Raw genomic sequence first — 23,837 nt, 5'->3', positions numbered from 1 at the left:
TTTTAGTTGTTAGGGTTTGCCGGATTCATGATCTGAATGGCTTGACGCATAAATTTATATTCAGGGTTATGAGCGTACTCATATTCCATATGGTATACTCCGCATCCTCCTTTACGGCGATCTTCTCCTGCTTCTACAGGTTTCCATCCAGCCATTCCTAATAAAGAAGGCATTTTACTCCCCTGCTCATCCGTATAGTTTACTCCACCGGTTTTCCAATAAGCCTCAAAATTCTCACATACAATTAAACGTTCTGGGCCAATAAAACTTTTCACGTCATCATAGCGGGACTGTAGGCGAGAAGGGGATCCTGTACTATAAGCCTGAGAAATGGCATAATTAGCATACTGCCATCCTTCTTCCGTAATGTAGCTAATATGACCGTCTACCATGATGAGTTTATCCGGGCCTAAGTTCTTACGCATTTCTCTTAATAAAGTCGTCATATTATCTTTATTATAGAATAAATCGCCATAAGAACATTCATGGTCGAAATCGATACCATCATAGCCATATTTGAAGATAGAATCAGAAAGTGCTTTTGCCGCTGCCGGAATATCCTCTGCCACATTCTCAAACGGACATTCTCCTCCCTTAAACAAGTTGGACATGTTATGAGAAAACAACGTGAACGTTACTCGAGTACCATACACTTCTTGCACATATCTCATATCGTCGATATGTGTTTGACTTAGATTGTATTTTTCACCCCAAATAGAGACAATATCCATACTATCAGGTACACTACGTAATGCACCACGTGCAGATGTTGACGTACCACCATTCCAAAAGCCGAACCAACCAAAAGCAACTTGGTGATCGCTCTTTTTGTATGCTCTTAGGTTTTCGTAGTATTCCGCCGACTTAGGCGTTCCATTCAGATCTTGTATTACATTCGCTTCGGTTTCTGTCCAATCTTCACAAGACTGTAAAAGCATGACAACACCAAACATCAAACCAATCGTTCTTAATATATTTTTCATAAAATCTGCTTCTAATTTAGTTTAAAGACTTGTTTTCTACATCCCACCATAGACGAGTACCTCCGGTATCCGGTCCACCTAATAATTCAATTGCTTTCAAAAGATTTGTTTCATTCAACGAATATTCTGATTTAGCAAAAGGTAATCGGCGAATCTGAATATTAGTATCGACTGTACCAGCACTGTAATTTACAGCAACCGGGAAAAGTTTAGGATAACCAGTACGACGGAATTCACTCCAAGCCTCTTGCCCGTTCGGGAACATAGCAATCCATTTTTGAGTAATGATACGTTCTAACTTTTTATTATTAGTGTCTCCCTCTTGCCAAGCAATGGTGACATTACTAACTGCATTAATATTATTAGAAGATTTCAATGGATCAGTATAGTTAGCTGCTATCTTCACACCATCGCTCAAATAACTATCTGCTCCACTTGCTCCCCATTCATTAAACGAAAGGCGAACTCCTTCTTCATAAGCGCTATTCGGAGTAGCACCTCCCATATTCCATCCACGTAAAGCACCTTCAGCTTTTAAGAAAGCAACTTCAGCAGCATTCATCCAAACAATAGGATCATCAATCTGCACATTAGGAGAAGCATAACCTAAACGAGGTTCTTTATTACTATCCAAAGTGATGCCTGTACGAAGAGCAAAATAACCCGTATTACCATTTACTGTGCCTTGAGTAAACATCTTATCCAAACGAGGATCTTCGTATCCTGTTAGAACAGACCAAATAGAAGCACCCATACGGATATCGTTATAACTAGCCCACATCGTGTACAACTGATTAACAACGGCATTAGCTCCTACTGTCTTCACCCCTGCATTATCATCATTAGAAGTGATTACACCAATCGGGTGAGCAATTGATTTTTCAGCTTGAACTTGTGCTACGTCAGGACGAACATAAGCTAAGCGCATTGCTAAACGCAAGCGCAATGAGTTGGCAAATTTAACCCATTTTGTATAGTCGCCTCCATAAACCAAATCATACTGAGCCATAGGCTTAGAACCGGCATTGGTTAAAGTAAATTTCGTTAAGACCTCTATTGCTTTATCTAATTCATCAAAAAATGCCATATAGATCTCTTCTTGGCTGTCGTAAGGGGTAGTCATAGCACCGCTGCCAACTTTAGTATAAGGTAATGGCCCCCACATATCTGTAAAACGTTGCATAGAAGCAATTTTCAAGATCTGTGCCCATTGATAAACATGGGAATTTTCATCGGCATTCACCTTTTTCTTAATCTCTAGGTAAGCACCAACTGCTTGAGTGTATACCTTCTCAAAAGGGCTGTTCAACCAACCATCTTGAAAGAAATAAGTTGAGTTATTGAAATTGCTATTGAAAGCTGTAGGGATAGCCATATAGCCGGAATAGAGGTCACCAACCAAATTTTGCGATAATTGAAATTGGTTATTATGTGTAGAAATCACATTACGCTGCAACTGAGGGAAGAAAGCTCCAACCTTTACATTGTCGCCTTCTAAAATATCATCTGTGGCTTCATAAGGAGGAATATTATCGCCGAGCATACCAGTACATGCCGTTAAGAAAGCAAGGCTGGTTAAAAGTAGTCCTTTTCCAATATTTAATATATAGTTTTTCATAATAGTATTTTTTAGAATTGTATTCTTAAGCTAAATCCAACATTTTTCAAACTAGGTTGCATAAAATAATCCAGCCCTTGGAAATAAGTACCGGTAAAAGCAATACTTTCTGGGTCGAATGGCGCTTTATTATAAATCATCCAAAGATTACGGCCAATCAAAGAAACCGTCATATTCAATTTATCATTGAACCATTTTTGTGGCAAATTGTAGCCAAAGTTAAGTTCTTGAAGGCGTATATTAGTCGCACTATATACATAATTAGAAAGCATTCCGGTATCGCCTCCTCCAACATATTCATAGAAATATTTTGAATCGAGCTTTCCAAAGTTAACCGGTACACCACCATTATCGCGTGCTAAGGCTGATTGCTCAGATACCCCATAAGCATCTAACTTAGCTTGTGTAGCCGACATCACCTCGCCGCCGACACGCGCAGTTAATAAGAAACCTAAATTGAATCCTTTCCATGAGAAGCTATTGCGGAAACCAAAGTTAAAGTCAGGATTGGCATTACCAACTTTCTGAATATCTTCAACAGTTTGCAATTGGTTGGTATCCGGATCTACATAAATAAATCCCGAACCATCTTCACGCAAACGATTTGAAACATAAAGGTCACCCATCGACCCACCTTCTTCTATAATCATACGGTAACTACCAAATTTAGAGACCTCCAAACTTGGAATATTTAAGAGTGCACCAGTATAAGGATCAGGATAGTTGCGTACCAATTCTTTAACCTCATTACGGTTCATACTAAAGGTCAACTGTGAATTCCAATTCAACTTACCGAAATTTTGATCGTAAGAAAGCATGGCTTCAATACCCCAGTTAGCAATGTCACCGGCTTGGATGAAGAATGTAGAATAGCCAGAAGAAGCAGAAGCTTTCGCCTCAAAAGTTTGGTTATAAGTATTCGATTTATAGTAAGTAAAATCTAAGCCTAAACGACCATTAAAAAATTTAGCATTGGTTCCAAATTCAAATGACTTGGTACGTTCAGGATGTAATTCCGGAACAGGCATATGTGTATTCGTTTCGAAATTGCCACTAGGATCATATCCAAAAGACGGAACAGTTAAATAGCGTGAAGGAGCATTACCAACCGAACTATAAGATGCTCTTACTTTCCAGAAAGTCAACCATTCCGGCATTTTTATCATCTCTGTAATTACTCCGGAAAGCCCTACAGAAGGATAAAAGAAGGAAGGAGTTTTTGTATTTACCAGCGCAGAAGACCAATCGTTACGAGCCGTAGCACTCAAATAAAGCATACTTTTCCAACCCAACTCAGCACTAGCAAAAACAGATTGTGTTTGCTCTTCCCATCCGTCTTGTTTCAAACGAGAGTTATTAGCCCCCAAATCGACATTGTGTAAAGCAAAGAAGTTAGGAATCATACTCAACTGGCCTTCAGCTCCCACTTCGTCCATACTTACGTTTTGGATACTTGAACCAATATTAGCCGTCAAATCGAAATCATGAAAGCGCTTATTGATATTAATCAAGAAGTCAGCATATAATTGTTTATCGACTACTTTACGATCGCCATAATATCCTTTTTCCTGAGACAATTTGGCCGTTGTACTCGCATAAAGTTTCTTCATATTACGAGTCACCGCGTTATCAATACGGACACGTCCACTAATATCCATCCAGTCAAACACTTTATATTTCAATCCGGCATTTGCCATATAACGATCACGGTCGTTGTTAAACATGTTGCGGTTCGTGATCCAATAAGGATTCTGCATACTCAATCCCTGTTCACCGTAAGGCCAATGTTGTGTCATCAACTGACGACCTTCATCAAAGTCTTCATACATACGGTAAGGAGTGAAATCTTCTCCACGAGGGAATAGATATAAAGGAACAATCGGATTAAAGTATTGTCCTTGCGCAAGCATGTTCTGATCTTTCTGAATAATATAGCTAAATCCCATGTCTAATGACATTTTATCTTGAAAGAAGCTAGAGGTATTACGAACCGAGAAGTTATGACGTTGATATTCATTATTAGGAACGATACCTTCGGCTTGTGTTGTAGATACAGAAGCAAACGTCTGATTTTTTTCATTTCCTAATGAAATCGACAAAGCAGTAGTGGTATTATAACCGGTTTGAAAAAAGTTCAATGGATTGTATGACGTTGGGGTTTCTAATTTATCTCCCCAACTAGAGAACTCACTTGGCTTATTACCATAAGTATTCTGAAAACGTGGAGTAACAAACGGGGTAGAAAAATCGGCATTTTGCGAGAATGTGATTTTTGCTTTACCGGCTGCACCTTTTTTAGTTGTAATCAAAATAGCTCCATTAGCTGCATTGCTACCATAAAGAGCTGCAGCCGCAGGTCCAGTTAAGACAGACATGCTTTCAATATCTTCCGGGTTAAAATCTGCAATACCCTCTCCTTTGGGAGCAGCAGAATAGAAACCTTGACTAGCTTCTCCACCATTGGTATTATTCAATGGTACACCATCAACAACATACAATACATTATTGCTCTTGCTAATAGATTTAGTACCACGCATTACAACCTTTGTAGAACCACCAATACCAGAAGAACTGCTATTGATTTGTAGTCCGGCTACTTTACCGGTCAAGGAGTTTACAAAGTTTGCGTCTTTAACTGTAGTAATCTCATCCGATTTTACTTCAGTCAAATTGTATCCTAAAGCTTTTGATTTACGCTTGATACCTAATGCAGTTACAACAACTTCATCCAACAATTTTGCATCTGTATCTAACTGAATATTATAGATATTGTCATTTGTGATCTTTATAAGTTGAGAAGTATAACCGACATAAGAGATATCAAGGACATCACCAGAAGCTACTTCTAAGCTAAAGTTTCCATCAATGTTTGTTATAGTACCGACATCAGGCTTGCCTTTTACAACAATATTTACACCTATTAAAGGTTCTTTTTCGTTATCCAAAACTTTACCTGTGACTTTTTTTGTTTTGGAGGATTGCTTTTTTTCTGAAATAATCAACACTTGATTTCCCTGAATTTTATAAGAGAAACCTGTTCCTTTTAAGATTTGATCAAGAGTTTTTTCTAATGGTAGGTTATTTACATTTAAAGAGATGACTTTACTGGCTCCCAATTGAGATTCATTGTATGCCACCGAGATCTGAGCTTGCTTTTCAACCTCAATCAACGCCTCTTTTAAGGAAATTTTGTCTCGCTTTATCGTGACTTTCTTATTCGTTTGTGCAAAAAGGACTGTCTGAGTAATCAACAAACAGCAAAATAATGTTATAAATTTAGATTTAAATCGATATATATTCATATTTTTGTGAAGTTTTTAGTGTTAAACACATATTAGAATTTTGCGAATGATAGTATTTGTGTATACTAAAAAAAAGTTTTATTTCATATCCGGGATTAGGCGGCCACCTTTTTCCGGATACTTTTTTTCATGTTTTCAAGCGTTTTTATAAAAGGTTAAACAAATATTTATTTCATGATATTATTTTATCTTATAGTAATTCCCATGAATGGAATATTCAAAATCTCCGACAATTTCCTTCATGATGCCAAGTACTTCTTGAAGAGTAGCCTTTTCTGAAAAACGGAAGTTATATTTATCATCATTAAAACGATCTTCGTGATATTCTATTGTAACATTATACTTTCGTTGTAAGGTTGTAATCATTTCTTGCACGGTTACACTTCGAAAGACTAGCACGCCTCTTTGCCAAGCGATCACATCCTCTACTTCAGCATTATTTAAACGACTTTGCCCAGAGTTTTTCAAATAAGAGACTTGCTGTCCCGGATGCAAAATATAGTTTTTCCCATCAGCACCACAAACCACTTTAACTTTCCCTTCAATCAGAGTCGCTACGATTTCATTTCTTTCAGAATATGAAGACACGTTGAATTCAGTTCCCAAAGCTGTGACAGACATCGTATTAGAGCGAACAATAAAAGGCTTTTCCGGATTAGGTTTTACTTTAAAATTAGCCTCACCCAATAAAAAAACTGTACGAGTATCTCCTGTAAATTTCTCAGGATAGAGTAATAAGGTACCCGAATTTGTCTGTACTTCACTACCATCCGGCAATTTTATAGTAAGCACCTCACCAAAGCGCGTATAGTTTTCGACCATAGCAACCTCTGAATACTCGCCTTTCGTTATAAAGTAAGTGACAGATACAGATGCGACTAAAAGTGCTACAGTTGCAGCATATCGCATAAACTTCAAGGAATAACGTTGTTTATTTTGAGAAGAAGCAACACCAGTCTTGCGATAAACAGCTTCCAGCGATTTACGCATATCCTTGCTCGGTTGGCCTTCTGTTTCTACCCATAAATCATGCAATGCTGCTTCTTTCTCTTCAGCATGTTCAGGGGATACTAGCCATTGGTGCACTTCTCTTTTAATGGCTTCATTATGAGAAGAGCTTGTGAATACTCGGATAATCTGTCTGATATAATCTTTCATCTTTTTTTCTTTATATATTTAAAAGACAACTAAGCAACTAAATTTACTCAACAAGAAACATCTTTTTGTTTAAGATTTTATCTTTTTTTCTTTGCAACGTCTTCATATCCGTTAATAACCGCTCGCAAAGCTCTAAATATTTTCTTTTGCTTTTTAGTCATAGTTTGTTCTGCAATAGAATATTTTTCATAAAAATCATTTTCTACGTCATAGAATTCTCCTGTCCGATAGAGTTTATATTTCCTATTGCGTGCAAAAACCGTCGCTTTTTCGTCAAACACTTGTCGTGGAGCATACCAACAGTAAATCCACTCTCTTGCCCCTGACTTTTTCCCGTACAATTGAGGATAGAAACTGTTTCCATCTATCTTTGAATCTGCAGGACATTCTATTCCGGCAACATCACACAAAGTCGGCAGAAAATCTGTAAAATCGATCAATCGATCATTAACGGTTCCCGTTTCACCTTTCGGACAAGATACAATCAATGGCACATGGGTTCCGGAATCGATCGTTTTTCCTTTGCCTCCGGGATAGGGTTTCCCATTTAACATAGAAACCACGGGACTATCTGTTCCGTTATCACCCGTGAAAATGATGAGGGTATTATCTCTAAGGTGCAATTCATCCAATTGCTTTAGGACACGTCCAACCAACTTATCAGTGTATTCCACCATATCGGGAAAGTGTACTGAATTCCCTTTATAAGTGGAAGAACGCAGTGGGAGCCATTCTTCTGAATCGGGTGTAGAGACAAATGGGCAATGTGTCAATGCCATCGGATAGTAAACGAAAAAAGGGGACTCTTTATGCTCACAATAGCTTTTTTCTCATAGGTCTTTGACAAGGCCCAATAAGCTAAACGTTCTCCGGCTTTTTGCTTATGAGCCGGATGAATACAAGCCGAATCACCTGCATCCATCAAAACAGTCATTCCGGAATGAGGGATTTTCTTCTCACAATTAAACTGAGCTTCACGTAATAATGCCCCTGACAAAGGTTTCTCTTTATAGTCGAAAGGGGCTATTTGAACATAATAAAAAGGGAGATCTTTCTTTTTAAATAAAGTACGCCAGTCCTCTACAAACGTACAGAGTAACTTCTGATACAGATCAGCGTCATTTCGATTAGCTTCACCTTGATACCATATCCATCCTTTAAAACAAACATCTTTCAAAGGATATAGCATTGCATTGTAAAGCATGGAAGCCAATCGATGAGGTTGCTCCGGTGTAACATTGTCCATTAAATGTTTCCTAGAGATTTCCGGATAGATATCTAGACTTTCAGGTGACATCCATGATTCGATTTTAGAGCCACCCCAAGATGTTTGTATCAAACCGATAGGAACATGTAATGAACAATACAGCTGATACCCAAAGAAATAAGCTGTTGCACTAAAATCAGCCACATTCTCAGAGGTATGAAGTTTCCAATCGCCTTTACATTCATCCAAACGCATTTTCGAAGCAGCACGTTCCACAGTAAACAAACGTATCGGTAACCGCTCGTCTACATTAGCTATGACCTCATTTGATTGAAATACAGGTTGTGCTCCAAATCCCTTCATTGGCATAGCCATATTAGATTGCCCAGAACATAACCACACTTCTCCTATATAAATATCACATAAAGTAAGTAGATCTCCATCATTGAATGTAATGGTATATGGACCGCCTGCTGCTTGAGTAACGACCTCCACATTCCATGTTCCATCTTTCTCTACTGAAGCTAAATAAGTCTTATTATCCCACGACGTGATAATTTTCACTGTAGCATTTAAATCAGCACGTCCACTAAGTTTCACCAAAGAGTGCTGTTGAAGAACCATATGGTTGCCTAGAACACTCGACAATTTCACCTTTCCTTCTGAGTTTGAAACCCAGAATAAAAGACTAAACAAGAAGAATAAAGATCTTTTCATACTTTAAATAAATTGAGATCATGACTCAATAAAACAAAGACGCTCACCTTTACTTTTCAAAGATTCCCTCCCACTTTTGATTCATCCGGTTCACCGAAGTTTTTCCATATTCCTCTCCTTCAAATGAACGACGATATGCCGATAACTCCTGATGTAAATAATCAGACAATTTCTTTACTTCATCAGAATGGGAAGCACTAATATCAAGTTGTTCCATAGGATCTTGCTTCAAATCATACAATTCATATTTGCCTTCGTTATAATATAACTTATAGGTAGAAGTAACCACTGCTCCTTGCTTACCGGAACAAAAGACAAGTGGTTTATTTCGAGAAGCATTTTTTGAATATAAAAATGGAGTAAAAGATTCCCCATCCAGTTGATCTGGATTCGTATTTTTAATTCCAACTAGATCTAGTATAGTCGGCAGATAATCAGATGTACTACAAGGTTGTTTAACTTTATCTGTCAAAGCCTTTTTTCCTCCTATCATAAAAGCAGGAACCCGAATACCTCCTTCATATAAAGAGCGCTTTTCCCCTTTAAACTGGCCTGCATTACCAGGGGTTCGCAACTCTGGACCATTATCACTACAAAAAAACAAGATTGTATTCTCATATGCGCCTTTTAGTTTTAGAAATTGAATTAGACGTTCGATTTGATCGTCCATAGCCGTAATACAACCATAATAATTTCTTTCCTCTAGCGACAACCCCTCGTACATAGACGCATATTCAGGTCCCGCAACACAAGGTAGATGAGGTGTATGAAACCAGACTGTAGTTAGAAAAGGCTTCCCTTGTTTCAAGGCACGATCTATAAAAGGAACCACGCGATCTATTACTACTCGGCTGTCATCACCATTTAACCCATCCACAACCTTCTTGCCATTTATATCCCAATAAAATGTGCCATACTCTTTTCGAGCATCATGTTCAGATAAATAATCCCAAAAACGTCCATCGTTAGATAATGGTGCAAACATTGGATCGTAGCTTGGTACCTTAGATTCAGTAACAAACCCATCATCATATCCATGTTCCGCCGGTGGATTAAGTAAATGTTTGTTTTCCGGTCGACCTCGATTGGCATCTCTTTCTTCACAAGTTAGAGTCCCTAAATGCCATTTTCCAAAATGTCCAGTAGTATATCCGTTTTCTTTTAAAATCTCCGGTAATGTTTTCTCTTCCGGACGTAAGATTCCCACATTAGGAGCAAATACGCCCATACGATAAGCATTCCTTCCCGTGAGCACACTAGCACGAGTCGGAGACGATAATGGTGCCGCTGAATAAAATTGCTCGAAAACAACTCCTTCTGAAGCTAATCGGTCTAAACAAGGGGTCTTTATAGAAGTATTACCATTAAAACCAACATCTCCCCAGCCTAAATCATCAGCCATAATCAAAATGATATTAGGAGCTGCCGTTTGTTGAGCCATTAAAACAGAAGTGGCACCAAGTGAAGATGTTAATAGTAATAATCTAGAATTTATTTTTATCATAATAGTATTAAGTTACATTGGTAAATGAGTTCATTATAGTCCTTAGCTATAAGAAGGAACATATATATTATCAGAGAAAGCGCATAAAGCAAATCAAAGATTATGATGATATCCTTGGAAGTGGCATTAATCGAGTAAAACTAGAATATACGTAATCAACCGATTGACAGTTGATAGTCTTTGAAAAGAAAATAGAAGGCTGTACAGCCACATAACCAAAATCAATGTTTTTCATAATTATATAAAAGAGATAAAAAGGAACTATTGATAGCCCTATACTATATAAACAATGAAGGTTAGCTCACTACGCAATCAAAGTTATAAGAAATACAATTAAAATGTTTTTTTTCAGATCTTGCAGAGCCAAATAGAGATGTCGTTCGACTGTACGAATAGAAAGTTGTAATTGATCAGCGATTTCTTGGTTACTCATGCCGTCTTTCCGGCTCATAGTAAAAACCTTTTTTCGTTGTTCGGGCATATTATCTAATGTCAACTTTATTAGAAGTTGAAGTTCTTTAGCATGAAGCTGGTCGTGAATATCAAACTCAGAAGAGAAGCAATCCTCTTTTGTGCATCTTTCCTGATAGTTAAGTTCGATAGATTTATGCTTAAGAAAGTTGTAAATATGATTACGAGTCATTACGTAAATGTAGCTATCCCATGTTTCTTTACTCTCCCAAAGTTGAGTATTATCCCATAATTTGACGAATATATCTTGCGCAATATCTTCCGCATCCTCCTCCGAATGTAAAATCTTACATGCGAAAGCTTTGACCTTCGGATAAGTCTGAATAAAAAACTGCTCAAACTTCCTTTTTTTGCGTGATTCTTCCAGACTCATCATCAGGGATTTCAGGTTACTATTTCTTAATTAAAGGCCAAAAATAAACGCTTTTGAAAGAAAAAACAAGAAAATCCCGTAATAAGGTGTTATTTACATTTTTTCCCAAAAACATAAAAACAGTGTTAACCAACTAATTTGTAAATCATTATAAAAGCAAAAAGAAGTTACATAGACGTTACTCCTTTTAGCAGAAAAGGCCCAGTATATTGGCAAAAATTCCATTGAAATTTGATCAGACTTCCCATTAATAGAGGCTAGCACAATCTGCAATTCATAAGTATACCACAGAACATACTTTTTTAAATCAGTATATCTATGAATTAGACAATTATTGTTCCTTTTTTATCAAACAGATTTTTACTATTCAACAGATTTACTATCTTTGGCGGCGTTTAGGTGATCTGTTATATTTTCCATATAACAGATAAAAGGGAATTCGGTGAGAGACCGAAACAGTGCCCGCTACTGTAATTTCTATTTCTTCAAAAGATGGAGCAGTTGAAAGAAGTTCTGCTTACCACTGTTAATTTTAGTCATTAACGGGAAGGTTATCTCTTTCAACAGAATAAGTCAGGAAACCTGCCTACACAAAGCAAATAATCAAGCCATCCCGGGGTCAGGAGGGTATTTATTAACATTTATCAAAAAACATCCATGAGAAAAAGATGCTTAGTAGCAGCCTTATTAGGAGGTTATGCTGCTTTGGGAGTAATGGCACAGCACCCGACAACAACCAACCAAGAGTTAACGGTCGATTTAAACCCTATTGTAGTTACCGGTACAGGTACTCATCAACGCTTAAAAAGCACACCGGCTCCCGTTTCAGTTGTGACTGCAGCCGACATTAAAAAAGCCGGAATCACAGACTTTCAACAAGCAATGACCATGCTTGTACCTTCACTTTCATTTTCAACCAACAGTATGGGTTCTTATTTAATGATGAACGGATTGTCGAATAAATACGTGCTCATTCTAATTAACGGACGAAAGCTGATTGGCGATGTCGCTAACAATATCGACTTGTCACGTATCGATTTAAGTCGAGTGAAACGTATTGAGATACTCAATGGAGCTGGTTCATCACTTTACGGATCGGATGCCATTGCCGGAGTGATTAATATCATCACCGATGAACCTAAAAATGTAATGCAAGTTAGCTCTTCCACTCGATACGAAGGCTACGGACAATTCACACAATCGGTTAACGCCAATATTGCTAACGAGAAGTTCGGTTCATACACCACTTACAAGCACGACCAAAGTGACAGTTGGCGTACGAATGATGAAGCCTATTCCGCCGACCGAAAAGGCAATATTTCGTTAATTCCTACGGTAGGACTCATGTCCACCGGTTTCCATTCGAACTTGATCAACCAAAAGTTCACTTACCGCCCAACCGATAAGCTCTCGCTATATGCCAATGGAGGATATTATTGGAAATTAACGGATCGTCCGGTCGCCGAGTCGACCGTTTACGGCAGTTCCGACTACGACTTACACTATGAATCGTACAATGTAGGGGTTGGAGGACGTTATCTATTGAGCAAAAAATCGTCTATTACACTCGATTTGGTTAACGATAACTACCTGCAAAACTATAAATATATTCGTATACCTAAAGCGAAGAATTATGAAGTTGGAGACTATAACAAAGTGAAGACTCAACGTTTCTATGAAGCAGAAGCCAAAGGGATATTCAGCTTTTTCGACAATAGTCAAACGGTATTTGGTCTCGATTATCGCTCAGAAAGTTTAGATCGTCCATCTGCCGGAGTTGATAAGGCCGTTTATACCTTAGCCGGATACGTACAACACGAAATGAAACTAGCCGATCACTTCAAAACCATAGCCGGAGCAAGATACGATTATCATGAAACGGCTAAAGGCCGACTAAGCCCCAAATTAGCTTTAATGTATTCCAATGGACCGATCAACGTTCGAGGCACCTATTCAGCCGGTTATCGTGCACCAGGATTGGATGAACTTTACTATTTACTCAATCGCACGAAAACCATCACATTAGGCAACACTCGTTTAAAACCGGAACATAGTCAATACGTTTCTTTGAATGTAGAATATAACGCCAATTGGCTTAGCTTATCGGCCACAGGTTACATCAACCAAATTTCTAATATGATTTCAAGTGTAACCACTCCATTTTCAGTTCTCCCGCAAGAGCAAGTAAATGCAATACTTAACCAAGCTAGAGCAGCTGGGATTTCAGAATCAGAAATTCAAGTCTTAGACCAACTCAAATCATACACAAATGCCGACAAAGGTTTAATTAAAGGATTTGAGATCAATGCCCTAGCCAAACTTTTCAAAGGATTCTCTCTCTCCGGGAATTACGCATATGCCTATGCACGAAACAAAATAGATGAGGTCTGGGATAATGTACCACGTTCGATCCGCCACACCGGTACAGTGGCTGGAAATTATACTCATAACTGGAACAATTACCAGCTTAATCTGAACCTTAACGGTCGCTTTCAAAGCAAACGTTTTCATCCCGGTCACAGCTATGGTGATGCCCCCGGATATGGCATCTGGAATTTAAACACCAAGCATACGTTTACGGGATTAAAACATTTGGATATGGAGTTGGGTGCCGGAATAAATAATCTTCTAAATAAGATAGACGAGCGCCCTTATGGGGTCAATTATGCTCTCTTATCACCGGGACGTACAGCCTATGTTAGCCTAACACTAAAATTAAATAAGTAATTATGAGAGTCCTCCTATCCTTCTTACTTTTATCGTTTTCTCTGAACCTCATCGGTTCGGAGAAAACAAATTTTGAGGCCTCAGATTTCTTGTCCACTTTATCAAAAGGTGATAAAGCCGCCATACTGATGGTACACTTTGGAACCACCTTTGATGAGACTAGAGGAAAGACCATCGATGCCATCAATAGTCAGGTCAAAATGACTTACCCGAACTTAGAAGTCAGAGAAGCCTACACCTCGCGTATCGTAATGCGTCGCCTCAAAGCGCGTGGTATCTCAAAAGATGCACCGATTGAAGCCTTGCTGAAACTACGTGGTGAAGGATATACTCATATCATCGTACAAAGTACAAACATCATTGAAGGAATAGAAATGGAATCCCTGAGACGAGATGTCGCTAAAGTCTCGGACTTCTTTAAAGAAATTCGTATCGGAAATCCCCTACTTTACTCTGCTCAGGATGTAGAAGAGGTCGTAGAGAGTATTGCTAAACGACATCAGGAGAAAGGTCAATTGGTTCTTGTAGGTCATGGCACTTATACTCCGGCGACGGCAACTTATGCCATGGTCGACTATATGTTTAAGGCAAAAGGGTATGCACGTATTCACGTGGGCACCATTGAAGGATACCCAACCTTTGATGACCTGTTGAAGATGCTGCACCGGAACAAAGAGAAACGAATCACCTTAATTCCTTTTATGTTTGTTGCCGGCGATCATGCCGCCAATGATATCGCCGTCGAATGGAAAGAAGCCTTAGAAAAAGACGGTTATCAAGTCAAAGTCATTCTAGAAGGAATGGGAGAAATAGCGGAGATCCAACAGCTCTTTGTTTCACACATCAATTTTATCCTCAAAAACCGAATGATTGATATTATTGATAAAAAAGCACGTTATGCGAAAGAAACTGACTAATTTTATCTATACGACTCATCGGCTATTGGGCACTCTACTCAGCGCTCTTTTTTTAGTCTGGTTTCTGTCAGCTTTTGTGATGATGTATCATTCATTTCCTAAGCTAACCACAGAGAAGAAGATACAGAAATTCGAGACCTTAATGGCCGATTCACTTTCGCCTATTGACTCCATTCTCCGGCGCGTACCTGCCGGAGAGCAAATCACCCAAATCACCTTAAGTTGCCCGCTTGAAAAAGCCATCTTTTATATTGAGACGACCAACAACCAATACACCATACCGGCAATGAACGGCGACTCCCTACCCATGATTGATGCAAACGATGTTCTGGCTATGGCCAAACGATGGTGCGCATCACCTATTGAACGTATCGACACCTTGTATAAACTTGATCAATGGATCCCGTTTGGAGCTTTTAAAAAAGAATTTCCTATTTATAAGTTTCACTTTAACGATCCCGAACAACATCAACTTTATATCGGTTCGCAAAGCGGTGAACCTTTGCAGTTCACAACCAAAGAAGCCAGAATCTGGGCTTGGCTAGGAGCTATTCCACATTGGGTTTACTTTACGTGGCTTCGACAAGATGCGACACTCTGGAGTCAAGTGGTTATTGGATTATCCGCATTAGGGTGTTTTATGCTCTTAGCCGGATTATGGATGGGATTCGAGGTCTGGCGCAATACTCGAAAAAGACAAGGATCATTTTCTCCTTACAAGAAAAAATGGCATCATTGGCATTATGCCACAGGGATTATCTTTGGAGTAACCGTACTCACTTTTTGCTTTAGCGGAATGATGTCATTAGCAGAAGTTCCTCAATGGATCAGCCGGACGGAGCTCAAGAAAAGCCCGATGGATTATCTGAATGAACAGCCTCTCAACCCTGAGAAAATGGGGGATTATAGAGTGCTCGTTAAACAAATCAAAGGCATCAAAGAGTTGAAGTGGAAGCGACTCGGCACCGTTGATTTTTATGAGATTTCAATGCACAAAGGACGGCAACAATTTAGGTGGTTCGGCGATGAATTTCATCCTTTAGAACTCACCCGTAATGAAGTTCTCAGAGCGATACAGCCCATTCATTCTCCTCAAGCTAAGTTTACGGTAACCCAACTCCATCAGTTCGAGACATATTATCGAGATATGAGTCGGATGTATAAAAACAAAGCACTATTACCCGTATGGAAAATAGAAGTGGACGACCATGACCAGAGTTGTTATTATATTCATCCCAAGACCGGAGAAGTGAAATACATCAACCAAAACGGTCGCATTAAATATTGGACATACACCGCCCTTCATCGCCTCCGCATCCAAGGATTGAATTCTTCTCCTCAGCTTCGCAAAGGCATCCTATGGGTCTTACTAATTGGCGGTACAATGGTCTCACTGAGTGGTGTTGTACTGGGCATCAGATATCTTAGACGGAAAACCAAGAAGTATAATCGTCGACAAAAACGACGGGGTATATCAAGCGACTCATTGAATTAATCCTTATATTTGTAAAGAATCCATCAAACGAAATAGAATGAAAGCACCTAAAATCATCATAGCCGGCATCGGTCCGGGAAGTCAATCGGACATTACGCCTTCAGTATTAGCAGCCTTAAAGGAAGCCGATGTGGTCATAGGCTACAACTATTATTTTAAGTTTATAAGTACGATTATTAATGAGGAGACGATCTGCATTGACACCGGCATGAAGCGCGAAAGAGAGCGTGCTGAACAGGCCTTCGAATATGCCATGAAAGGGCATACGGTTTGTGTTATCAGTTCGGGAGACGCCGGAATCTACGGCATGGCACCCCTGATTCATGAAATGAAACGCGAAAAAGGAGTTGAGTTGGATCTAATCAACCTACCGGGAATCAGTGCTTTTCAAAAGGCGGCTTCTCTACTCGGGGCCCCTATTGGACACGACTTCTGTGTCATCTCACTCTCCGATTTGATGACTCCATGGGCCATCATTGAAAAACGTATCTTTGCAGCGGCGCAAGCTGACTTTGTGACAGCAATCTATAATCCCAAGAGTGAAGGACGATATTGGCAGCTCTATCGCCTTAAGGAGATCTTTCTCAACGAAGGACGTTCGCCTCAAACCCCCGTCGGTTATGTCCGACAAGCCGGAAGAGAAGAAGAACAACGCGTACTCACCACCCTTGAAGACTTTGATCCGGAGGAGATTGATATGTTCACGGTCGTACTCATTGGAAATTCGCAGTCGTATCAATGGAATGAAACATTCATTACCCCCAGAGGCTATTACAAAACGTCCCAATCTGAACATCATCCTATTGGTCAAAGTATCATGATAGAGAGTTTCCGTACGATCGAATCACAACTTAAAGATCGAGCAATCCCACTCGATCGGAAGTGGGCGCTCTTACATGCGATACACACCACAGCCGATTTCGAGATGGAACAACTGCTACACGTCGACGAGAATGCGGTAGCCAATCTCTACAAGAAAATTGTAGCCGGAGAGATTGACACCATCATTACCGATGTCACCATGGCCGCTTCAGGCATACGTAAAGGGGCCTTGGAACGACTCGGGCTTACGGTTAAATGTTATCTACACGATGATCGAGTGCCCGAATTAGCCTCAACAAAAAAAATAACCCGTACACAAGCCGGCATCCGTCTAGCGGTAGAAGAACATCCGAAGGCCTTATTCGTTTTTGGAAACGCTCCGACAGCTCTTATCGAATTGTGTACCTTAACTCGCAAGAAAAAAGCCACGCCGGGAGGGATTATTGCCGCACCTGTTGGCTTTGTTCATGTCGAGGAATCGAAGCATATGGCCAAACCTTTCCTGTCCATTCCAAAGTTGATCATCGAAGGACGAAAAGGGGGAAGTAACCTCGCTGCAACCTTGGTCAACGCCATTCTCTGTTATAACGATGCGGATCAACTAAAACCTGGAAGAGATGTCTGATTGTCAAACGAAAAAGGAACAACCCACCCGTTTTATCTTGATTGGATTAAATGACGACGTCAATCAGTCGTTATCTAAAGAGGCGTTGCAACAGATTCATTCCGCTCGCGTCTTTTCAGGAGGTATCAGACACCATGAGTTGATTGCTCACCTTCTTCCTCAAGATGCTATTTGGATAGATATTGTCGTTCCTTTAGAGAACGTCTTTAAAGCTTATGAAGGTCAAAAAGAGATTGTTGTATTTGCTTCGGGCGACCCTCTCTTTTTCGGCTTCGCCAATACGATTAAAAAACGTTTGCCTAAAGCTGAATTACAAATCTTCCCCTTCTTCAACTCATTACAAGTTTTGGCCCATCGACTACAAATAGGGTACGACGACATGCGTGTGGTTTCTTTAACCGGACGCCCATGGCATGAATTCGATCGGGCTTTAATAGAACAAGCTCCCAAGATCGGCTTACTGACCGATCGGTCGAAAACACCTCAAGCCATCGCTCAGCGCATGATAGAATATGGATATACTGAATATAGCATGACGGTGGGAGAACATTTGGGGCATCCGACGAAAGAATGTATCCGATCAATAGATTTAGAAGACCCCCAGTCTCTAACGTTCACTCATCCCAACAACATCCTATTGGTCCGAAAAAGACCGGAAGAGCCATCAAGACGACTCTTCGGGATACCCGATGAACAATTCGATCTACTAGACGGCCGAAGTAAAATGATAACCAAAGCCCCCATACGGCTCGTCACTTTAAGTACTTTAAGCTTATACCAACGTCAGTCGTTTTGGGATGTGGGATTTTGCACCGGCTCCGTTTCGATCGAAGCTAAACTTCAATTTCCGCATCTTTGCGTCACGTCATTCGAGATTCGTCCCGAAGGTGAAGCCCTAATGAAAGCCAACAGCCGCCGTTTCGGAACCCCGGGAATAGAAACTGTTATCGGCAACTTTTTAGAAGTTGATCTTTCGGGTTACCCGCAACCGGATGCCGTCTTTATTGGTGGCCATGGTGGGGCTTTAAAAGCCATCATTCTACGCATTTGTGAAGTCTTAAGACCAGGCGGAGTAATTGTCTTCAATGCCGTTTCGGCCGAGAGCAAAGCTCAATTCTTAGAAGCCGTTGAGCATTGTCAGTTACAAACCGGTCCGAGTACCCAAATCCGCATCAATGAATTCAACCCCATTGAGATTCTACAAGCTACAATAAATACCCCATTACAAACATTATGAGTCAATCAATTATCGTCATATCAGAACAAGGACTTCCCGTTGCACAACAATTGCAAAAGGAATTTAAAGAGATCGAACTCTATTCTACCAAAAACCTAGAAGGTTGTCACCGGATTGAAAACCTGAATCATTTTCTGAGTCAGACTTTCCACCACACCGATATATTCTTCTTTATAGGAGCCATGGGAATCTGTGTACGCAGTATCGCTCCCTTCATAGAGGACAAACATACCGATCCGGGAGTTATCTGCATCGATAGCACCGGGAAGCATGTGATTTCTGTTTTATCGGGCCATATCGGCAAAGCAAACGAATGGACGAAAAAAGCCGCTCAAGCCCTTGGCGCAGAACCGGTCGTCACCACTCAAAGCGACTGTACCAACTTATGGGCACTCGATCTTCTGGCAGAGGCTTATCAGTGGACAGTTCACTTGCCAAAATCAGAATATACCCTTAATCAGATCATCGCTTTATTTGTGAACAAAAAGCCAACGGCACTATTATTGGACATTCGTGACGAAGGGACAGAGCGACTTGAACAAACCTGCCCTGAACACGTGACCATTTTCTATCGTTCTGAAGATCTTGATTACAACAAATACGAGCTGCTACTGGCGGTGTCACCCTATCGATTAGAAACGCCACAGCTCCCTACCTTGCAATTTATCCCCAAGGTTCTACATATCGGCATGGGATTGGCCCACCAAGCAGGCCCTGTTGAAGAGGTCATCGCTCATGCTTTCACTGATTTAAAGACTCATGGGCTATATCCGGAAGCCATCAAGACCATCAGTACCATTGTGGCAAAAAAAGATGAACCGGTTATCAAGGTGTTACAACAGAGTCATGAACTAAAGCTATATGAGGCGGAAGCACTCAGTCAAATAGAAGTTCCGACTCCTAGTGAAATCGTACAGAAACACATGGGCACTCCAAGTGTCAGTGAAGCAGCTTCCCTACTCTCATCGGGGAGTCACGAACTCATCCTTAAAAAGACCAAAGGCGAAAACTATACCATTGCCGCTTCTCTCGATAAAGCAGCCATAAGACAAGGCCATATCGAGATCGTCGGAGCCGGCCCCGGAGATCCGGATCTAATATCGGTAAGAGGTCGGCAGTTCCTTGAAAAAGCCGATTTAATTCTTTATGCCGGAAGCCTAGTCCCTCGTGAACTGACCCTATGCGCCAAGAAAGGAGCCACAGTCAGAAGTTCAGCTTCAATGAATCTGGAAGAACAGTTCGAGCTTATGAAAAGATTCTATGACCGTGGAGGATTTGTGGTCCGTTTACATACAGGCGACCCATGCATCTATGGGGCTATCGAAGAGCAGATGAACTTTTTCGATCATTACCAGATGAGTTATCACATCACGCCGGGAATCTCATCGTTTCAAGCTGCAGCCGCCGCACTCCGTTCGCAGTTCACCATCCCCGAACGTGTGCAAACCATCATTTTGACTCGAGGAGAAGGACGTACACCAATGCCGGAAAAAGAGAAGCTACATCTACTAGCCCGTTCACAAAGCACGATGTGCATCTTCCTCAGTGCAAGTATTGTCGATCAGGTCCAAGACGACCTACTCAAAGCCTATCCTCCCGAAACCCCGGTAGCCGCATGCTATCATCTCACATGGAAGGATCAACGGATTTATCGTGGAGTCCTGAAGAATCTAGCCCAGATCGTCAAAGAGAATCAGCTAACGTTGACCACCATGATTGTAGTTGGAGAAGCCATCGACAATCGTGAAGGAGTATCGAAGTTGTACGACAAAGACTTTAAACACCTCTTCCGCTCATGATCTTGATTCTTGGTGGCACAACAGAAGGACGATTGGCAGTTCAGGTCGTCGACCAGTCCAACCAACCGTTTTATTACTCAACCAAAGGTACGGATCAACACGTTGTTTCGTCGAGCGGCATCCCCATCCGTGGGGGGATGGATGCCACACAGATGAAAACCTTCTGCGAACAGCACAACATTCGCCTGCTCATAGATGCGGCGCATCCGTTTGCCGTCCACCTACACCAAGTGGTCAGTGAAACCGCCCAAGCTCTATCTATACCGGTCGTCCGTTTAGAACGAATCTACCCACCAAGAGATGAACGTCTGATCTGGTGCGACAGCTACGAAGAGGCCATTAAACAACTCGAACAGAAAAAGGTCGATCGCCTATTGGCACTCACAGGCGTACAAACCATTGGAAAGCTAAAGCCCTATTGGAGCAAACACCCTGAGTGTCATTTTAGAATCCTTCAACGCCAAGGATCTTTAGATTTGGCTCAACAGGAAGGTTTTCCTCAAAATCGTCTTTGTTTCTATACCCATCCGCATGATGAACAGAAGCTCTTAGACGAACTTCAACCTCAGGCCATCCTAACCAAAGAGAGTGGCCTTAGCGGAGGTTTCTCCGAAAAGATAGAGGCTGCGCAAGAGAAGAACCTTCTCATTTTTGTGATCAAACGTCCCCTACTCCCGCAGCACTTTTATACCGTCTACGGAGAATACGGACTTCGAAAAGCCATCGAACAACGCCTTCCGACTTTCTTTCCTTTACACATCGGATATACAACCGGAGCTTGTGCCACGGCAGCCACCAAAGGCGCTCTTCAAGCTTTACTCTCGGAAGAACGCTCCACAACCGTTACCTTTACTCTACCCAATGGAGAAGAGATGGGAATGCCTATTCAAGCCATAACACGCACCGAAAATGGAGGAATGACGTGCACAGTGATAAAAGAAGCAGGAGATGATCCGGATATAACCAATGGACTAGCCATACAGTCGACTGTCAGTCTTCATCCGATCAAGGCAGAAGGACAAATCGCTAAACGGGAGGAGATCATCACCATTAAAGGGGGCGAAGGTGTGGGAACCGTTACCCTACCCGGCCTCGGTTTGCCTATCGGAAGCTCTGCAATCAACCAGACGCCACAGCGAATGATTAAAGAAAATCTCTGGCCATTAATAGAGCAATATGCACTCTACGAACATCGGATCGAAGTTTGCATAGAAGTACCCAAGGGAAAGGAGATCGCTCAGCGCACCTTCAATCCCCGTTTAGGAATTATCGATGGACTATCAATTATCGGTACCTCAGGCATCGTTCGTCCTTTCTCATCGGAAGCTTTTATCCATTCCATAAAGAAAGAGATGGAAGTAGCCAAAGCGATTGGCACCACTCATCTGGTCCTAAATTCCGGAGCTAAAAGCGAACGATATGTTAAAGGTTTATACCCTAACCTACCTGCACAAGCCTTCATTCATTATGGAAACTTTATCGGTGAAAGTCTGAAACTAGCCAACGAACTAGCGATAGAAAAGGTCAGCCTTGGTATTATGATCGGCAAAGCCATTAAGTTGGCCGAAGGATATTTAGACACCCATAGTAAAAAAGTCGTGATGAATAAAGCCTTTGTTCGTCACCTGCTCACTGAAATAGAGAGTAGTCCGGAGCTTCTGGACCAGATCGACCGCCTCAATATGGCTCGTGAACTCTGGGAGTTGATTCCTTCCGATCGGTTGTCCCTCTTTTGCGATCTACTCATCAAACGATGTGATGAGGTCTGCTCCCCTCTACTCCCTTGCGGGAAACTTGAGGTAATTCTCATTCACGAGGACGGGCATTGTTACACGCAGAGCCATTCCTCACCAAATGAGGAGAATGTTGAACCAGAGACTTAATCTGATCCAGCAGTTCATCAATAGAATAAACAGCCAAAGGCTTTTGACCGGGGACTTGAATAATAAACGAACCATCGTCGTTCAAGTTTCCGGTTTCAATCACGACAGCCGACTCAATTTGCCGTCCACCTAAAATTCCATTTCGCTGCAAAGCTTTACGAGCCATCGCAAATTTCTGTCCATGTCCAACCATCTGCACAGAAGCGACATAATCGTTTTCCACTCGAAAAAGTCCGGTCTCCCGATCAAATAAGATGCCTTTATGAGCAAAAAAGCGACTCAAACTACCGTCGAGAGAAAGATCTTCAGGGGTTCCGATGCAAATCCCATTTCTCTTATCCATTAACCAAATCTTATCGGCAATCTGTAAAGCCAGCTCTAAATCATGTGTCGATAAGAAAATTGTTTTCTGCGTCTCACGGCTTAACTGATGAAGCAACTTCATCATCTCCACCTTACTTGGAAAATCGAGAAAAGCCGTTGGCTCATCCAAATAGATAATCGGCGTATCTTGCGCCAAGGCCTTTGCAATCATCACCTTCTGTCGTTCACCATCGCTTAAGGTATGCACCATTCGTTGAGCCAGATGTTCAATCTTCACCAATGCAATGGCTTTAGCCACCTCTTCGCGATCGGTTTTTCCAAGCATGCCCCAGAAGCCTGTATACGGACTGCGTCCAAGCCCAATCAGCTCGGTCACACTCATGTTTCGGATGTCACACTTCTCGGTCAGGACCACACTAATCACCTTAGCCAACTGTTTATCGGTATAGGCTCTGATGGGTTTTCCCTTAATGATAATCTCTCCACCCAGCTTCTCTTGAAAAGCAGAGAGCGTTCGCAATAACGTCGATTTACCGACGCCATTGGCTCCAAGTAGACAAGTCAGTTCGCCTTCATTAATCTCGGCATCAATATATCGAGCCACAATCTTATTATCAGGCTTTGCTTGATAACCGATAACCAGCTGTTGTAATTCAATCGTTCTCTTCTTCATGG

The 23,837-nt window shown here is 41.1% G+C and carries 16 protein-coding genes and 1 riboswitch; of the genes, 7 read left to right on the top strand and 9 right to left on the bottom strand.

The genetic code is table 11. The features are described from left to right. Nucleotides 1-2: 2 nt before the first annotated feature. From AC4PG5_RS02430 to AC4PG5_RS02395, 8 genes are all read right to left on the bottom strand, one after another. Nucleotides 3-983, bottom strand: coding sequence for a glycoside hydrolase family 18 (locus AC4PG5_RS02430; protein WP_492029873.1), 981 nt, complete (start codon nt 981-983; stop codon nt 3-5). 16 nt (nt 984-999) lie between these two features. Beyond that, nucleotides 1,000-2,601, bottom strand: a complete 1,602-nt coding sequence (locus AC4PG5_RS02425; RefSeq protein WP_492029872.1) for a RagB/SusD family nutrient uptake outer membrane protein — start codon at nt 2,599-2,601, stop codon at nt 1,000-1,002. Between the two features lie 11 nt (nt 2,602-2,612). Next, nucleotides 2,613-5,903, bottom strand: a complete 3,291-nt coding sequence (locus AC4PG5_RS02420) for a TonB-dependent receptor (RefSeq protein WP_492029871.1) — start codon at nt 5,901-5,903, stop codon at nt 2,613-2,615. Nucleotides 5,904-6,083: 180 nt separating this feature from the next. Further along, nucleotides 6,084-7,061, bottom strand: coding sequence for a FecR family protein (locus tag AC4PG5_RS02415; protein WP_492029870.1), 978 nt, complete (start codon nt 7,059-7,061; stop codon nt 6,084-6,086). A 77-nt stretch (nt 7,062-7,138) separates the two neighbouring features. Then, nucleotides 7,139-7,840, bottom strand: a complete 702-nt coding sequence (locus AC4PG5_RS02410) for a sulfatase-like hydrolase/transferase (protein ID WP_492029869.1) — start codon at nt 7,838-7,840, stop codon at nt 7,139-7,141. Beyond that, nucleotides 7,831-8,985, bottom strand: a complete 1,155-nt coding sequence (locus tag AC4PG5_RS02405; RefSeq protein ID WP_492029868.1) for a sialate O-acetylesterase — start codon at nt 8,983-8,985, stop codon at nt 7,831-7,833. The genes AC4PG5_RS02410 and AC4PG5_RS02405 overlap by 10 nt, the downstream gene beginning before the upstream one ends. Nucleotides 8,986-9,034: 49 nt before the next feature. After that, nucleotides 9,035-10,489, bottom strand: coding sequence for a sulfatase family protein (locus AC4PG5_RS02400; protein WP_492029867.1), 1,455 nt, complete (start codon nt 10,487-10,489; stop codon nt 9,035-9,037). A 304-nt stretch (nt 10,490-10,793) separates the two neighbouring features. Next, nucleotides 10,794-11,336 (bottom strand): RNA polymerase sigma-70 factor, encoded by a 543-nt coding sequence (locus AC4PG5_RS02395; RefSeq protein ID WP_492029866.1) that lies wholly within the window; start codon nt 11,334-11,336, stop codon nt 10,794-10,796. Between the two features lie 377 nt (nt 11,337-11,713). After that, nucleotides 11,714-11,937, top strand: a riboswitch (cobalamin riboswitch). A 53-nt stretch (nt 11,938-11,990) separates the two neighbouring features. Here AC4PG5_RS02395 and AC4PG5_RS02390 point away from each other — a divergent pair. The 7 genes from AC4PG5_RS02390 to cbiD are packed head-to-tail and all read left to right on the top strand — an operon-like array spanning nt 11,991 to nt 22,838. Further along, complete coding sequence (locus tag AC4PG5_RS02390; protein ID WP_492029865.1) at nt 11,991-14,060, top strand: TonB-dependent receptor plug domain-containing protein; 2,070 nt, start codon at nt 11,991-11,993, stop codon at nt 14,058-14,060. Between the two features lie 2 nt (nt 14,061-14,062). Next, nucleotides 14,063-14,977 (top strand): sirohydrochlorin cobaltochelatase, encoded by a 915-nt coding sequence (locus AC4PG5_RS02385; RefSeq protein WP_492029864.1) that lies wholly within the window; start codon nt 14,063-14,065, stop codon nt 14,975-14,977. Beyond that, nucleotides 14,958-16,472, top strand: a complete 1,515-nt coding sequence (locus AC4PG5_RS02380; RefSeq protein ID WP_492029863.1) for a PepSY domain-containing protein — start codon at nt 14,958-14,960, stop codon at nt 16,470-16,472. The genes AC4PG5_RS02385 and AC4PG5_RS02380 overlap by 20 nt, the downstream gene beginning before the upstream one ends. Nucleotides 16,473-16,509: 37 nt before the next feature. Then, nucleotides 16,510-17,919 carry a precorrin-3B C(17)-methyltransferase gene (gene cobJ / locus AC4PG5_RS02375; RefSeq protein WP_492029862.1) on the top strand — a complete coding sequence of 470 codons (1,410 nt, stop codon included), beginning with the start codon at nt 16,510-16,512 and terminating at the stop codon, nt 17,917-17,919. Beyond that, nucleotides 17,912-19,156, top strand: a complete 1,245-nt coding sequence (gene cbiE, locus AC4PG5_RS02370) for a precorrin-6y C5,15-methyltransferase (decarboxylating) subunit CbiE (protein WP_492029861.1) — start codon at nt 17,912-17,914, stop codon at nt 19,154-19,156. Before cobJ ends, cbiE begins: the two co-directional genes overlap by 8 nt. Beyond that, nucleotides 19,153-20,955 carry a precorrin-4 C(11)-methyltransferase gene (cobM, locus tag AC4PG5_RS02365; protein WP_492029860.1) on the top strand — a complete coding sequence of 601 codons (1,803 nt, stop codon included), beginning with the start codon at nt 19,153-19,155 and terminating at the stop codon, nt 20,953-20,955. Before cbiE ends, cobM begins: the two co-directional genes overlap by 4 nt. Continuing rightward, complete coding sequence (cbiD, locus tag AC4PG5_RS02360; protein ID WP_492029859.1) at nt 20,952-22,838, top strand: cobalt-precorrin-5B (C(1))-methyltransferase CbiD; 1,887 nt, start codon at nt 20,952-20,954, stop codon at nt 22,836-22,838. Before cobM ends, cbiD begins: the two co-directional genes overlap by 4 nt. On the opposite strand, the gene AC4PG5_RS02355 is transcribed toward cbiD, so the two are convergent. Further along, the gene (locus AC4PG5_RS02355; protein ID WP_492029858.1) at nt 22,762-23,835 is read right to left on the bottom strand and encodes an ABC transporter ATP-binding protein; all 1,074 of its coding nucleotides are present in this window, start codon (nt 23,833-23,835) and stop codon (nt 22,762-22,764) included. The two genes, cbiD and AC4PG5_RS02355, sit on opposite strands and share 77 nt — an antisense overlap. Between the last annotated feature and the right edge of the window lie 2 nt (nt 23,836-23,837).

The organism is Bacteroides sp. QWL-09 (assembly GCF_058683585.1).
Note: the sequence above shows the minus strand (reverse complement) of the source record. Positions and strands in the feature narration are given on the sequence as shown.